This is a genomic window from Streptomyces sp. NPDC049837 (assembly GCF_040674455.1).
In the GTDB taxonomy this organism is placed as follows: domain Bacteria; phylum Actinomycetota; class Actinomycetes; order Streptomycetales; family Streptomycetaceae; genus Streptomyces.
Map to the genome: position 1 here is coordinate 1 of NZ_JBFAMP010000014.1, position 13567 is coordinate 13567.

The following is a 13567-nucleotide window of genomic DNA, read 5'->3' on the forward strand; positions in this document are numbered from 1 at the left end:
CGCCCGGTTACATTCCGAACCCGGAAGCTAAGCCTTTCAGCGCCGATGGTACTGCAGGGGGGACCCTGTGGGAGAGTAGGACGCCGCCGAACAATCTTTGAAGGACCCTTGGTCCCAGCGTGCATGCTGGGACCAAGGGTCCTTTTTGTTTTTGTTTGATCTTTTCTCAAAGCGCGTCGGGCGGCCGGCTGCGCGAGAATGACTGCGGTACCCGAAGACAGGAGCCATAGCCATGTCCACCAACTCCCCCGACGATCGTCCGGAGCGCGAGCCGCGTCGTAGGGACGGTGGTGAGCGGGGCGGCTTCCGTGGGCCGCGTCGCGACGACAACCGTGGCGGTGGCGGCGGGTTCCGTCGTGACCGTGACGACCGTGGCGGGCGCCCCGCTGGCGGTGGTGGCGGTGGTGGCGGTGGATTCCGCCGCGATGACCGCGCGCCTCGCCGGGACGACCGCCGTGACGACCGTGGCGGGTTCCGCCGTGATGACCGGCGTGATGACCGTGGCGGGTTCCCCCGTGATGACCGTGGTGCGTTCCGTCGGGACGACCGGCGTGATGACCGTGGCGGGTTCCCCCGTGACGACCGCGCGCCTCGCCGGGACGACCGGCGCGATGACCGCCGGGACGACCGCGGTGGGCGCCCCTCGGCCGGCGGTGGCGGTTTCCGGCGGGATGACCGTGACCGTGGCGGCTTCCGCCGGGACGACAACCGTGGCGGTGGCGGCGGCTTCCGTCGTGACGAGCGGCCCGCGTTCCGCCGTGACGACCGGGGCGACGACCGTGGCCGCCCGGGGTTCAACCGTGACGACCGTGGGCCTCGCCGGGATGACCGTGGTCGTGATGACCGGGGTGGCTTCCGTCGTGATGAGCGGCGTGACGACCGGCGCGACGACCGTGGCGGGTTCCGTCGCGATGACCGCCCGGCGTTCAACCGTGACGACCGTGGGCCTCGCCGGGACGATCGTGGTCGTGATGACCGGGGTGGCTTCCGTCGTGATGAGCGGCGTGACGACCGGCGTGATGACCGTGGCGGGTTCCCGCGTGACGACCGTGGCGGTTACCGGCCTCGTGACGATCGCCGTGACGACCGTGGTGGCTTCCCGCGCGACGAGCGGGCGCCCCGTCGGGACGACCGGCGTGACGACCGGGGTGGGTTCCGTCGGGACGACCGCCGGGATGACCGGCCGCGTGGGCCTCGGCGGGACGACCGTGACCGGGGTGGGTACCGGGGGCGGGACGACCGTGGTGGGTTCCGTCGGGACGACCGCCGGGATGATCGGCGTGACCGGGAGCGGGAGCCCATCAAGCGGCTGCCCATCCCGCCGGAGGTCACCGGTGACGAGATCGACAAGGACGTCCGGCAGGAGCTGATGAGCCTGCCGAAGACGCTGGCCGAAGACGTCGCCAGGAACCTGGTGATGGTCGCCCAACTGATCGACGAGGACCCGGAGAAGGCGTACGCGTACTCGCGCATCGCGCTGCGGCTGGCCTCGCGCGTGGCCGCCGTGCGGGAGGCCGCCGGCTTCGCCGCGTACGCGACGCAGAAGTACGCGGAGGCGCTGGCCGAGTTCCGGGCCGCCCGGCGGATGACCGGGAGCGTGGAGCTGTGGCCGGTCATGGCGGACTGCGAGCGCGGCCTGGGGCGGCCCGAGCGGGCGATGGCGATGGCCGGTGAGCCCGAGGTGCAGAAGCTCGACAAGGTCGGCCAGGTCGAGATGCGGCTGGTCGCCGCCGGGGCGCGCAGGGACATGGGGCAGCTCGATGCCGCGATCGTGACCCTTCAGAGCCCGGAGCTGGCGTCCAACTCCGTCCAGCCGTGGACGGCGCGCTTGCGCTACGCGTACGCCGACGCCCTGCTGGAGGCGGGGCGTGAGGACGAGGCGCGGGAGTGGTTCGCCAAGGCGCTGGAGGCCGACAAGGACGGCTCGACCGACGCCTCCGACCGGCTGGCGGAGCTGGACGGGGTGGAGTTCGTCGACGCCGCCGCGGAGGACGGAGAGGAAGTCGAGGCGGACGACGAGTCGCGCGACTGACTGACGTGAAAAGGGGCGGCACCCTCGCGGGTGCCGCCCCTTTCGTATGCCTGCGTGACCGCGTCAGTCGACGTCCAGGCTGCGCAGCACCAGGCCCGTGGCGGGCTTGGGGCCGAAGGAGGTCGATTTGCGGGGCATGGTGACGCCCTGGCGGGCCAGGTCGCGGACGACTTCCTCGTGTACCGGGTGCATCAGGACCGCCGTTCCGCCCCGGCGTTCGGCCTGGGCGACGGCGGCCTCGGCGTCGTGGATGTAGGTGATGTCCTCGGGGGTGTCGGGGACGCGCCAGATGTCGTCGATGAGTGCGGCGTGCAGGACGGTCGCGTCCAGCGTGCGCCAGGCCTCCGGGCGGTCCGCCGGGATCGTACGGGCCAGGAGGTCCGGCGCCGGGCGGTCGATGAGGTGGAAGGGGCCGGTGCCGCCGCCGGTGAGGAGGAAGGCGTTGCCCTCCGAGGCGGCGTCGGCGAGGGCGTCCAGGGCGGCCGGGAGGGGGCCGTCGACGGTGCGGACGCGGAAGGTGTCGTCCAGGGCGGTGAGCGCGTCGGCGACCGGGAGGCGGTTGAGGAGCCGGTGGATGGCGCGGACCTGGAGCGGGTAGCGGGCCGTGTCGATGAGGAGGACGAGGCCGTAGTTCCAGGGGCCGGGCGTGGGGTGTTCCTCGCGGAGGCGGAGGTAGGTGGCCCAGCGGTGGTGGCCGTCGGCGATCAGTGCCTGGTGCCGGCCGAGGTCGTCGGCGACCTCGGCGAGGGCGGCCGGGTCGGTGACGGACCACAGCCGGTGGCTGATGCCGTCCTCGGTGGTGGTGGCGAGGAGGGGCGCGCGGAGGGCGGTGCGTTCGATGACGGCGGTCGCGCCGGTGGCGGTGCCATTGCCCCGGTAGGTGAGGAGCAGCGGGTCGAGGTTGGCGGCCGTCGTGCGCATGAGGGAGGCGCGGTCCTCGACGACGTGCGGTATGACGTCCTCGTGGGGCAGGACGATCCCCTCGGCGGGGGTGGTGAGCTCCAGGGCCCCGATGAGGCCGCGCTGGAGGAGGTCGCCCTTGCGCTGCTCGTACACGTAGAGCGCGGGCTCGGCGTCGGCGGCGAGGACGCCGTCGGAGAGCCAGGCGTGGAGGGTGTCGGCGGCCTGGCGGTGGCGGGCCTCGGTGGTGGCCGCCTGCGGCAGGATCAGCCGGACGATGTTGTGGGGGTCGGCCGACTCCAGGTGGTGCACACCGTCGGGCCGGACGACGACGTCGTACGGCGGAGAGGTCACCGCGGCAAGGCTCCCGACCCGTTCGGGGACATAGCGCAGCCCACGGAAAGGTGTCAGGTGCAGACCGCCGTTGGCCGCAGAACCTGTGGTGTTCATCCCTGCATCGTATGTGGATCGAGGGTATGAGCGATGATCGGGGGCATCGGCTTTCGTCAGCGAGGAGTTCGGGACATGGGGCAGCGGGGCAGGAACCGGCCGGGTGGCAGTGCGCGCGCGCTGAGCGAGGCGTACGACACGGCGCTGCTCGACCTGGACGGGGTGGTGTACGCGGGCGGGGAGGCGATCCCGTACGCGGTGGAGGCGCTGGGGGCGGCCCGGGACGGCGGGATGCACCTCGCGTACGTCACCAACAACGCGTTGCGGACGCCGGACGCGGTCGCCGCGCATCTGACCGAGCTGGGGGTGCCGGCCGAGCCGTCCGATGTGATCACCTCGGCGCAGGCGGTGGCCCGGATGATCGCCGAGCAGCTCCCGCGGGGCTCGCGGGTGCTGGTGGTCGGCGGTGAGGGGCTGCGGGTCGCGCTGCGTGAGCGCGGGCTGGAGCCGGTGGAGTCGGCCGATGACGACCCGGCGGCCGTGGTGCAGGGGTACGGGGGGCCGGAGCTGCCGTGGGGGCGGTTCGCGGAGGCGTCGTACGCCATCGCGCGCGGGGTGCCGTGGTTCGCGTCCAACACCGATCTGACGATCCCGAGCGGGCGGGGCATCGCGCCGGGGAACGGGGCGGCGGTGGAGGTGGTGCGCATCGCGACGGGCGCCGAGCCGCAGGTGGCCGGCAAGCCGCTGCCCCCGATGCACCGGGAGACGATCCTGCGGACGGGTGCGGAGCGGCCGCTGGTGGTGGGGGACCGGCTGGACACCGACATCGAGGGGGCGTTCAACGGGGGTGTGGACTCGCTGCTGGTGCTGACCGGGGTGACGGACGCGGCCCGGTTGCTGGCCGCAGTGCCGGAGCACCGGCCGACGTACGTGGACGCCGATCTTCGGGGGCTGCTGACCGGGCAGCCGGAGGTGGCCGGGACGGCGGAGGCCGGATTCGGGTGTGGCGGGTGGACGGCGTCGGTGAGGGGTGCGGCGTTGGTGCTGGAGGGGGAAGGGGACGTCATCGACGGGCTGCGGGCGCTGTGCGCGGCGGCGTGGACGTACGCCGGGGACGGTTCGTGCGCGCTGGACGCGGGGAAGGCGCTGGCCCGGCTGGGGTGGTGAGGGCCGGCGGTCCGCCCGTGGAGGGCAGGGAAAGGTAGGCTAACCTAACCGGGTGTTGATCGACAGTCCTCCCGAACAGAGCGCGGATCCGACAGCCGCAGCCGAGCCCGCCCGGGGCCGCCGCCGTGCGGTGCGCGCGGCGGGACTGCTGGTCTCCGTCGGTGTCCTGCTGCTGATCTGTGTCGCGAGCATCGTGGTCGGGGCCAAGCCGGTCCCGCTCGGCGATGTGTGGCACGGCCTGTTCCACAGCTCCGGTACGGGCAACGACGTCCTCATCCAGGACCTGCGGATGCCCCGGACCGTCCTGGGAGTGATCGTCGGCGTCGCGCTGGGCCTGTCCGGCGCGGTGATGCAGGCCCTCACCCGCAACCCGCTCGCCGAACCCGGCCTGTTGGGCGTGAACGCGGGCGCATCGGCCGCCGTCGTGACCGCCATCAGCTTCCTGGGCGTCACCTCGCTGACCGGCTACGTGTGGTTCGCGTTCCTGGGCGCCGCCGTCGTGTCCGTGGTGGTGTACGCGCTCGGCGGCAGCCGGAGCGCCACCCCCGTACGGCTCGCGCTCGCGGGTACGGCGGCGACGGCCGCGCTGTACGGGTACGTCAACGCCGTGCAGTTGCTGGACTCCGCCGCCCTGGACCGGCTGCGCTTCTGGACCGTCGGCTCGCTGGCCAACGCCGACATGGCGACGGTCCGCAGCGTGGCCCCGTTCATCGGCGTGGGCGTCGTCCTCGCGCTGCTGATCGCGCGGCCGCTCAACGCCATGGAGATGGGCGACGACACCGCCCGCGCGCTGGGCGCGCACCTGAACCGGACGCGCGCCCTCGGCATGGTGTCGGTGACGCTGCTGTGCGGCGCCGCGACCGCCGCGTGCGGGCCGATCGTCTTCATCGGCCTGATGGTCCCGTACCTCGTGCGCGCCCTGACCGGCCCCGACATGCGGTGGATCCTGCCGTACGCGGCGGTGCTCTCGCCCGTGCTCCTGCTGGGCTCCGACGTGCTGGGGCGGGTCGTGGCCCGGCCCTCCGAACTCCAGGTCGGCATCGTGACCGCGCTCGTCGGCGGGCCCGTCTTCATCCACCTCGTACGCCGCAAGAGGATGGCCCAGTTGTGACCGCACGTACCGTGACCGCACGTACGGTGAAAGCCCTCCGTACGCCCGGGGGCCTGTCCGTCCGCTACGAGCCGCGCGCCGCCGTCGTCGTGCTGCTGCTGGCGGTGGTGACCCTGGCGGCCGGCGTCGTCCTCATCGGCAGCGGCGACTTCCCGATCGCGCCCGGCGACGTCGTCGCCACGCTGCTGGGCAACGGCACAATGGCGCAGGAGTTCATCGTCCAGGACCTGCGGCTGCCGCGCGTCCTCGTGGCGGTCCTCGTGGGCGCGTCGCTGGGCCTCGGCGGCGCCGTCTTCCAGTCCGTCTCGCGCAACCCGCTGGGAAGCCCCGACATCATCGGTTTCGGGCAGGGCGCCACCGTCGGCGCGCTGACCGTGATCGTGCTCTTCGGGGGCAGCGCCACGGCCGTGGCGGGCGGCGCCGTCGTGGGCGGTGTGGTGACCGGCGTACTGATCTACCTGCTGGCCTGGAAGCGGGGCGTGCACGGCTTCCGGCTGGTGCTCATCGGCATCGGCGCGGCCGCCGTTCTGACCGCCGTCATCCACTACCTGATCACCAAGGCGAACCTGATCGACGCCACCCGTGCCGTGCTGTGGATGACCGGCACCCTCGACGGCCGTGACTGGGCCCAGTTCTGGCCGCTGCTCGCCGTGTGCGCCCTGCTCGTGCCGCTGGTGCTGGGGTACGGGCGGCCGCTGCGGATGCTGGAGATGGGCGACGACGCCGCGTACGCGCTCGGGGTGAAGGTGGAGAAGACGCGCCTGGTGCTGATGGGGTCGGCGGTGCTGCTGGTGTCCGTCGCCACGGCCGCCGCCGGTCCGATCACCTTCGTCGCGCTGAGCGCCCCGCAGCTCGCCCGCCGGCTCACCCGCGCCCCCGGCCCCAACCTCGCCGCCTCCGCCCTCATGGGCGCCGCGCTGCTGCTCGTCGCCGACTGGACCGCCACCAACGCCTTCGGCGAGCGGGAGCTGCCGGTGGGTGTCGTGACCGGCGTCGTCGGCGGCGTGTACCTGCTGTGGCTGCTGGTGACCGAGCGCAAGGCAGGCCGCATATGACCCCCGCCCCCGGGAACCGGGGGAACCCCGTGAACGACGAGAAGAACGCCAGGAGTACGTCCATGCAGCAGCGCCTGAGCGCGGAGGCGGTCACCCTCGCCTACGAGCAGCGGATCATCGCCCGTGACCTCTCGGTCGAGATACCCGACAATTCGTTCACGGTGATCGTCGGCCCGAACGCGTGCGGCAAGTCGACGCTGCTGCGGGCCCTGTCGCGGATGCTGAAGCCGACAGCGGGGCGGGTGCTGCTGGACGGGCAGGCCATCCACTCGATGCCCGCCAAGAAGGTCGCCAGGACGCTGGGTCTGCTGCCGCAGTCCTCCATCGCGCCCGACGGCATCACCGTCGCGGACCTCGTCGCGCGCGGCCGCTACCCGCACCAGGGCCTGCTGCGCCAGTGGTCCCCGGAGGACGAGCGCATCGTCCAGGAGTCGATGGACGCGACGGGCGTGGGCGAGCTGGGCGACCGGTACGTCGACGAGCTGTCGGGCGGACAGCGCCAGCGCGTGTGGATCGCCATGGCGCTCGCCCAGCAGACCCCGCTGCTGCTGCTCGACGAACCGACGACGTACCTCGACATCCAGCACCAGATCGACGTGCTCGACCTGTGCGCCGAACTGCACGAGACCCAGGGCCGCACCCTGGTCGCCGTCCTGCACGACCTGAACCACGCGGCCCGGTACGCCACGCACCTCATCGCCGTACGGGACGGGGAGATCGTCGCGGAGGGCCCCCCGTCCGAGGTGGTCACCGCCGAGCTGGTCGAGCGCGTCTTCGGGCTGCGCTGCCAGGTCATCGACGACCCCGAGACGGGCACGCCGCTGGTCGTACCGGCGTCCAGGCAGGCCCGGTCACGCGGGTCGCGGGTGGCTGCCGCGGCGGGTGCTGCGGCTGCGGTGGGGGAGTAGGGGCTCAGCGGGAGAGCGGCGGGGAGTGGCGGGGTTCAGGGCGGCGGCCCGGGGGGGCTTGGGCCGGGGCGGAGCGGGGCCGGTCGCCCGGGCCGGGGCGGCTCGGGTCCTGGGCCTGGGGCGCTCGGGCCGTGGGCCTGGGCCGCTTGGGCCGTGGGCCTGGGGCGCTCGGGTCCCGGGCCTGGGCCGCTTGGGTCCCCGGCCTGGGCCGCTCCGGCTGCGGTCCCGGGCCGCTCGGGTCTCGCTACAGGAGGGACCGGAGGCGCAGGAGGTCGCGGAAGCCCGCCTCCAGCCTGATCCGGCCCGACGCCCACGCCTTCGCGAAGTTCAGCTCGCCGTCCACCAGCGCCACCAGGTCGTCGCCGGCCATGGCCAGCCGGATTTCGGCCTTCTCGCGGGGCGGGCCGTCCAACCGGTCCCGCACCTCGATCCGGCCGCCCACCAGGCGGCCCGTGAAGGTGGTGTCCAGGTCGGTGATGTGGCAGCTCAGCGTGCGGTCGAGCGCCGCGGCGCTGCGCACCTCGCCGTTCGCGTGCCGGAGGTTGTCGGAGAGTCTGTCGAGTGCGCTGCGGCACTCCTCGATCGTGGCCATCGTGACCGACCGTACCGCAGCCCTTCGCGGTAGCGTCTGGGCATGAGCGACTTGATGCCCGAGGCCCCCGAGGCCCCCGAGATCCCGGAAGGCGCCGGGGACCGGACCGTGGAGTCCTGCGACCCGGCCGCGCCCGCGCCCCTGGGCGTCGAGCGGATGCCGACCGGGCACCCCCGGGTGGACGCGGCTCTGGAGCGGCTCGGTGACGCCGACCACCTCCCGGCGGAGGGGCACCTGGAGGTGTACGAGGATGTACACCGGGGGCTGCGGGAGGCGCTGGCCGCGCTCGACGCGGGTCCCCAGCCTTCGCCTTCGTACGAACACAGGAGCTGAACCGAACGTGGCAGGAGTCGCACGCCGCCGTCTCGACGCCGAGCTGGTACGCCGGAAGCTGGCCCGCTCGCGGGAGCACGCGAGTCAGCTCATCGCGGCGGGGCGGGTGACCGTCGGCGGTACCACCGCCACCAAGCCCGCCACCCAGGTCGAGACCGCCGCGGCCATCGTGGTCGCGCAGGACGACGCCGACCCCGACTACGTCTCGCGCGGCGGCCACAAGCTCGCGGGGGCGCTGGCGGCGTTCGTCCCGCGCGGGCTGAAGGTCGAGGGCCGGCGGGCGCTGGACGCGGGCGCGTCGACGGGCGGGTTCACCGACGTCCTGCTGCGTGCCGGGGCCGCGCACGTGGTGGCCGTCGACGTCGGCTACGGGCAGCTCGCCTGGTCGCTCCAGAGCGATGAACGCGTGACCGTCAAGGACCGTACGAATGTGCGTGAGCTGACGCTGGACGCGATCGACGGAGATCCGGTGGACCTGGTGGTGGGCGACCTGTCGTTCATCCCGCTGGGGCTGGTGCTGCCCGCCCTGGCGGGCGTCTCGGCGCCCGACGCCGACCTGGTGCTGATGGTGAAGCCGCAGTTCGAGGTGGGCAAGGAACGGCTCGGCAGCGGCGGGGTCGTCCGCAGTCCCGAGCTGCGCGCCGAGGCGGTGCGCAACGTGGCGCGGCAGGCCGGCGAACTCGGGCTCGGCGTGCTGGGCGTCACCGCCAGTCCGCTGCCCGGCCCGTCCGGCAACGTCGAGTACTTTCTGTGGCTGCGGGCGGGCGCGCCCGCGCTGGATCCGGCGGATGTGGAACGCGCCGTGGCGGAGGGACCTCGTTGAGTTCATCGACAGCCTTTACGACGACTGCTGCACCCCGCACCGTCTTCCTGCTCGCGCACACCGGCCGGCCGGCTGCTGTCCGCAGCGCCGAGCTGGTCGTACTCGGGCTCCTGCGCAGCGGCATCGGCGTGCGCGTCCTCGCCGCCGAGGCGGCCGACCTGCCCCTGCCGCCGACGGTCGAGACGGTGCCGGAGGCGTCGCCCGACGTGCTGGACGGGTGCGAGCTGCTGATCGTCCTCGGCGGTGACGGGACGCTGCTGCGCGGCGCGGAGTTCGCCCGCGCCTCCGGGGTGCCGATGCTCGGCGTGAACCTGGGGCGGGTCGGCTTCCTCGCGGAGGCCGAGCGCGACGACCTCGACAAGGTCGTGGACCGGGTGGTCACGCGGGCGTACGAGGTCGAGGAGCGCATGACCCTGGACGTCACCGTGTACAACAACGGCGACGTGCTGCACAGCGACTGGGCGCTCAACGAGGCCGCCGTACAGAAGGTCTCGGCAGAGCGCATGCTGGAGGTCGTCCTGGCGATCGACGGCCGGCCGGTGACCGGCTTCGGCTGCGACGGGGTGATCTGCGCGACGCCGACCGGTTCGACGGCGTACGCCTTCTCGGCGGGCGGTCCGGTGATCTGGCCCGAGGTGGAGGCACTGCTGATGGTGCCGATCGGGGCGCACGCGCTGTTCGCCAAGCCGCTGGTGACGACGCCGGACTCGGTGCTGGCGGTGGAGGTCGAGCCGCACACCCCGCACGGGGTGCTGTGGTGCGACGGGCGGCGCACCGTCGAACTGCCCGCCGGCGCACGGGTGGAGGTCCGGCGCGGGGCGGTGCCGGTACGGCTGGCCCGGCTCCACCACGCGTCGTTCACGGACCGGCTGGTCGCCAAGTTCGCCCTCCCGGTGTCGGGTTGGCGCGGCGCGCCGCACTGAGGGGGCGTGGGCGGCCGCGCCGCGGTCGGTCTGGTCGGGTTGGGTGTGTGGGTCTGGCCGGGGCCCGGGTCGGCGCCTGGTCGACCCGGGCCTAGGTGGCCTTGACCACCGATATCGCGCGCCGGCGCATCACCGCACGTACGGGCAGGCCCGTCGACAGCAGCGTCAGCAGCAGCGTGCCGGCCGCGATGCCGGCGAGCACCGGCCACGGCACGTAGGGGAAGGGTGACCCGAAGGCGGCCCGAAGCAGCGGGGCCAGGGTCGCCAGCCCGATCGCCCCGCCCAGCAGCAGCGCGGTCAGCGTGACCGTCAGCGCCTCCCAGGCCGCCATCGCCCGTACCTGGCGGCGCTGGCCGCCGACCACCCGCAGCAGCGCCACGTCGCGGCGCCGCTCGAACGAGACCATGGCGAGCGTGTTGGCCGCGGCTATCGCGGCGAAGCCGGCGTACAGAGCCGTACCGCAGTAGTCCAGCCACACCTCGCTCGCCGTGCCGGCCGAGCCCGTGCGGTACTCGGCGGTGGTACGGGCCGCGATCTTGGTGAAGCCGAACCCGACGACGAGGACCAGCGGGACGACGGCGGCCGCGAACCGCCTCGGCTGGGAACGTACGTTGAGCATCGCCAGCCGCGCGCTCCCGCCCATCCGGCCGGTGACCGCCGACACCAGCCGGGCGGCCGGGCCGATGAGGCGCGGGCCCAGCAGCCCCGTACCGACGCAGAAGAGGATGAGGACGAGGAACGCGCCCTGGCCCGCCTTCTCGGCCGGCTGCCGCTGGAGCAGGACACTCAGGGCGGCCCCGCCCGCCACCGCGACCAGCCCGAGCACCGCCCTCGGCCACCCCAGCCCGGGCCGGCCGCCCGACGAGGCCTCCGCGAGCGCCCGGGCGGGGCGCAGCAGCGAGAACCGCAGCGAGGACAGCACGGCGGCGACCGTGGACGTCACGGCGGCGACCGCCAGGCACACCGGCAGGGCGAGCCAGCCGAACCGGAATTCCGCCCCGGCCGGTGCCAGCCCGTGCGTCACCATGCCGCCGAACCAGACCCGGGCCAGCAGGCCGCCCAGGGCGAAACCCGCGGCCGCCGCCGGGAGCGAGGCGGCGAGGGCCTGGACGGCCACGGCCCGCCGTATCTGGCCGGGGCGGGCGCCCACCGCGCGCACCAGGGCCAGCTCGCGGTGCTGCTGGGCGATGGCCGTGCCCATCGTGGACGCGACCACGAAAATCGACATGTAGACCGATCCGACGAGCAGCACGAGCGCGATCTCGCCGGTCCCGGGCGCGGTCGGCACCATCAGCATCATCGTCGACGCGCTGACGACGGTGGACGCGAACAGCGCGGCGACCGCCGTGCCGATGAAGGCCGGCGGGTGTGCGCGCAGTGAGGCGAGGGCGAGTCGGATACTCATAGTGATCATGGTGACGGGCGGCGCACGGCCCGCGCCATGACGCTGCTCCCCGGATCGAGAGGGGGGTTATCCCCACTCCGGCGGGTGACAGATGACGGCGGCCTCCGCGCCCCGACCTGCGGCTTCGGCGACGCGGGGCGGGGGCCGTCGCACAGCGGGCCCCGGACCTCGTAAGGTCTTCTCCGTGTTGGAGGAGATGCGGATACGGTCGCTCGGGGTCATCGACGACGCGGTGGTCGAGCTGTCACCCGGTTTCACCGCGGTGACCGGCGAGACCGGCGCGGGCAAGACCATGGTCGTCACCAGCCTCGGACTGCTGCTCGGCGGGCGCGCCGACCCCGCCCTGGTACGGATCGGTTCGCCGTCCGCGGTCGTCGAGGGCCGGATCAGTGTGCCGCCCGGCGCGGCCGCCGCCGTCCGGGCCGAGGAGGCGGGCGCCGAACTCGACGAGGGCGCGCTGCTCATCAGCCGCACCATCTCGGCGGAGGGCCGCTCCCGCGCGCACCTGGGAGGGCGTTCCGTGCCGGTCGGCGTGCTCGCCGAGCTGGCCGACGAACTCGTCGCCGTGCACGGCCAGACCGATCAGCAGGGCCTGCTCAAGCCGGCGCGGCAGCGGGGCGCGCTCGACCGGTACGCGGGTGACGCGGTGGCCGTCCCGCTCGCCAAGTACACCTACGCGTACCGACGGCTGCGGGCGGTCACCGCCCAGCTCGACGAGCTGACCACGCGCGCGCGTGAGCGGGCGCAGGAGGCCGACCTGCTGCGCTTCGGGCTGGCCGAGATCGAGGCGGTCGAGCCGCGGGCGGGCGAGGACGTGGAGCTCGCCGCCGAGGCCGAGCGCCTCGGTCACGCCGAGGCCCTCGCGTCCGCCGCCGCGCTGGCCCACGGGGCGCTGGCGGGCGACCCCGAGGACCCGGAGGTCCTCGACGCGACGACCCTGGTCGCGGGCGCGCAGCGGGCGCTGGACGCCGTACGGTCGCACGATCCGGCGCTCGCCGCGCTCGCCGACCGGATGGGCGAGATCTCGATCCTCCTCGCGGACGTGGCCGGGGAGCTCGCCGGGTACGCCGACAATCTCGACGCCGACCCCCGGCGCCTGGCCGCCGTCGAGGAGCGGCGCGCCGCGCTGACGGCCCTCACCCGCAAGTACGGCTCCGATGTCGCCGCCGTCCTTTCCTGGGCGGAGGAGGGCGCCGCCCGGCTCACCGAACTGGACGGTGACGACGAGAGGATCGGCGAGCTGGCGGCCGAACGGGACGCCCTGCGCGCCGAACTGTCCGGGCTGGCCCAGGCCCTGACGGACGCGCGGACGGAGGCGGCGGCGCGGTTCGCGGACGCCGTCACCGCCGAGCTGGCGTCGCTCGCCATGCCCCACGCGCGCGTGTCGTTCGACATCCGGCAGACCGACGACCCGGAGGGCGTCGAGGTCGGCGGCCGGACGGTCGCCTACGGGCCGGCCGGTGTCGACGAGGTCGAACTGCTGCTCGCCCCGCACCCGGGAGCGCCGCCCCGGCCGATCGCCAAGGGCGCGTCGGGCGGTGAGCTGTCCCGGGTGATGCTCGCCGTCGAGGTCGTCTTCGCCGGTACGGACCCCGTGCCGACGTACCTCTTCGACGAGGTCGACGCGGGCGTCGGCGGCAAGGCGGCCGTGGAGATCGGGCGTCGGCTGGCCAAGCTCGCCAAGTCGGCCCAGGTCGTGGTCGTCACGCACCTGCCGCAGGTCGCGGCCTTCGCCGACCGTCAACTGCTCGTCGAGAAGACCAACGACGGGTCCGTGACGCGGTCCGGGGTCACCGTCCTGGAGGGCGAGGACCGCGTACGCGAGCTGTCACGCATGCTGGCCGGCCAGGAGGACTCCGAGACGGCCAGGGCGCACGCGGAGGAGCTGCTGGCGACGGCCAGGGCGGACGCCTGACGGACGATGGCGA

Annotated in this window: 13 protein-coding genes and 1 rRNA gene; 10 read left to right on the plus strand and 4 right to left on the minus strand. The window is 73.8% G+C overall.

Features of this window, described 5'->3' with window-relative positions:
• A 5S ribosomal RNA gene (rrf, locus tag AB0J57_RS29915) occupies window positions 1-92 on the plus strand; the annotation flags it as partial.
• A 74-nt stretch (window positions 93-166) separates the two neighbouring features.
• On the opposite strand, the gene AB0J57_RS29920 is transcribed toward rrf, so the two are convergent.
• Complete coding sequence (locus AB0J57_RS29920; RefSeq protein WP_366131474.1) at window positions 167-1429, minus strand: hypothetical protein; 1263 nt, start codon at window positions 1427-1429, stop codon at window positions 167-169.
• Here AB0J57_RS29920 and AB0J57_RS29925 point away from each other — a divergent pair.
• Entirely contained in the window at window positions 1370-2032 is a 663-nt protein-coding gene (locus AB0J57_RS29925; RefSeq protein WP_366131475.1) for a tetratricopeptide repeat protein, read from the plus strand. The two genes, AB0J57_RS29920 and AB0J57_RS29925, sit on opposite strands and share 60 nt — an antisense overlap.
• Before the next feature lie 63 nt (window positions 2033-2095).
• Here the strand turns inward: AB0J57_RS29925 and AB0J57_RS29930 are convergent, their stop codons facing one another.
• Window positions 2096-3382: a DUF1015 domain-containing protein gene (locus tag AB0J57_RS29930; RefSeq protein ID WP_366131476.1), complete on the minus strand. Its 1287-nt coding sequence runs from the start codon at window positions 3380-3382 to the stop codon at window positions 2096-2098.
• A gap of 75 nt (window positions 3383-3457) precedes the next feature.
• On the opposite strand from AB0J57_RS29930, the gene AB0J57_RS29935 reads away from it, so the two are divergent.
• The 4 genes from AB0J57_RS29935 to AB0J57_RS29950 all read left to right on the plus strand — a co-directional run bounded on the left by AB0J57_RS29935 (window position 3458) and on the right by AB0J57_RS29950 (window position 7563).
• On the plus strand, window positions 3458-4489 hold the full coding sequence (locus tag AB0J57_RS29935) for an HAD-IIA family hydrolase (protein ID WP_366131477.1): 1032 nt from the start codon (window positions 3458-3460) through the stop codon (window positions 4487-4489).
• Between the two features lie 52 nt (window positions 4490-4541).
• Window positions 4542-5600 (plus strand): iron chelate uptake ABC transporter family permease subunit, encoded by a 1059-nt coding sequence (locus AB0J57_RS29940; RefSeq protein WP_366131478.1) that lies wholly within the window; start codon window positions 4542-4544, stop codon window positions 5598-5600.
• A complete protein-coding gene (locus AB0J57_RS29945) occupies window positions 5597-6655 on the plus strand; it encodes an iron chelate uptake ABC transporter family permease subunit (protein WP_366131479.1) in 1059 nt (352 codons plus the stop codon). Before AB0J57_RS29940 ends, AB0J57_RS29945 begins: the two co-directional genes overlap by 4 nt.
• A gap of 62 nt (window positions 6656-6717) precedes the next feature.
• Window positions 6718-7563, plus strand: coding sequence for an ABC transporter ATP-binding protein (locus tag AB0J57_RS29950; protein ID WP_366131481.1), 846 nt, complete (start codon window positions 6718-6720; stop codon window positions 7561-7563).
• A gap of 244 nt (window positions 7564-7807) precedes the next feature.
• Here the strand turns inward: AB0J57_RS29950 and AB0J57_RS29955 are convergent, their stop codons facing one another.
• On the minus strand, window positions 7808-8155 hold the full coding sequence (locus AB0J57_RS29955) for an SCP2 sterol-binding domain-containing protein (RefSeq protein WP_366131482.1): 348 nt from the start codon (window positions 8153-8155) through the stop codon (window positions 7808-7810).
• 42 nt (window positions 8156-8197) lie between these two features.
• On the opposite strand from AB0J57_RS29955, the gene AB0J57_RS29960 reads away from it, so the two are divergent.
• The 3 genes from AB0J57_RS29960 to AB0J57_RS29970 are packed head-to-tail and all read left to right on the plus strand — an operon-like array spanning window position 8198 to window position 10234.
• Window positions 8198-8488 (plus strand): hypothetical protein, encoded by a 291-nt coding sequence (locus AB0J57_RS29960; protein WP_366131483.1) that lies wholly within the window; start codon window positions 8198-8200, stop codon window positions 8486-8488.
• 7 nt (window positions 8489-8495) lie between these two features.
• Complete coding sequence (locus AB0J57_RS29965; protein ID WP_366131484.1) at window positions 8496-9311, plus strand: TlyA family RNA methyltransferase; 816 nt, start codon at window positions 8496-8498, stop codon at window positions 9309-9311.
• Window positions 9308-10234, plus strand: a complete 927-nt coding sequence (locus tag AB0J57_RS29970; protein WP_366131485.1) for an NAD kinase — start codon at window positions 9308-9310, stop codon at window positions 10232-10234. The genes AB0J57_RS29965 and AB0J57_RS29970 overlap by 4 nt, the downstream gene beginning before the upstream one ends.
• A 91-nt stretch (window positions 10235-10325) precedes the next feature.
• On the opposite strand, the gene AB0J57_RS29975 is transcribed toward AB0J57_RS29970, so the two are convergent.
• Window positions 10326-11639, minus strand: a complete 1314-nt coding sequence (locus tag AB0J57_RS29975; protein ID WP_366131486.1) for an FtsX-like permease family protein — start codon at window positions 11637-11639, stop codon at window positions 10326-10328.
• A 196-nt stretch (window positions 11640-11835) separates the two neighbouring features.
• Here AB0J57_RS29975 and recN point away from each other — a divergent pair, with 196 nt between their 5' ends.
• The gene (gene recN, locus AB0J57_RS29980; RefSeq protein ID WP_366131662.1) at window positions 11836-13554 is read left to right on the plus strand and encodes a DNA repair protein RecN; all 1719 of its coding nucleotides are present in this window, start codon (window positions 11836-11838) and stop codon (window positions 13552-13554) included.
• Window positions 13555-13567: the final 13 nt, after the last annotated feature.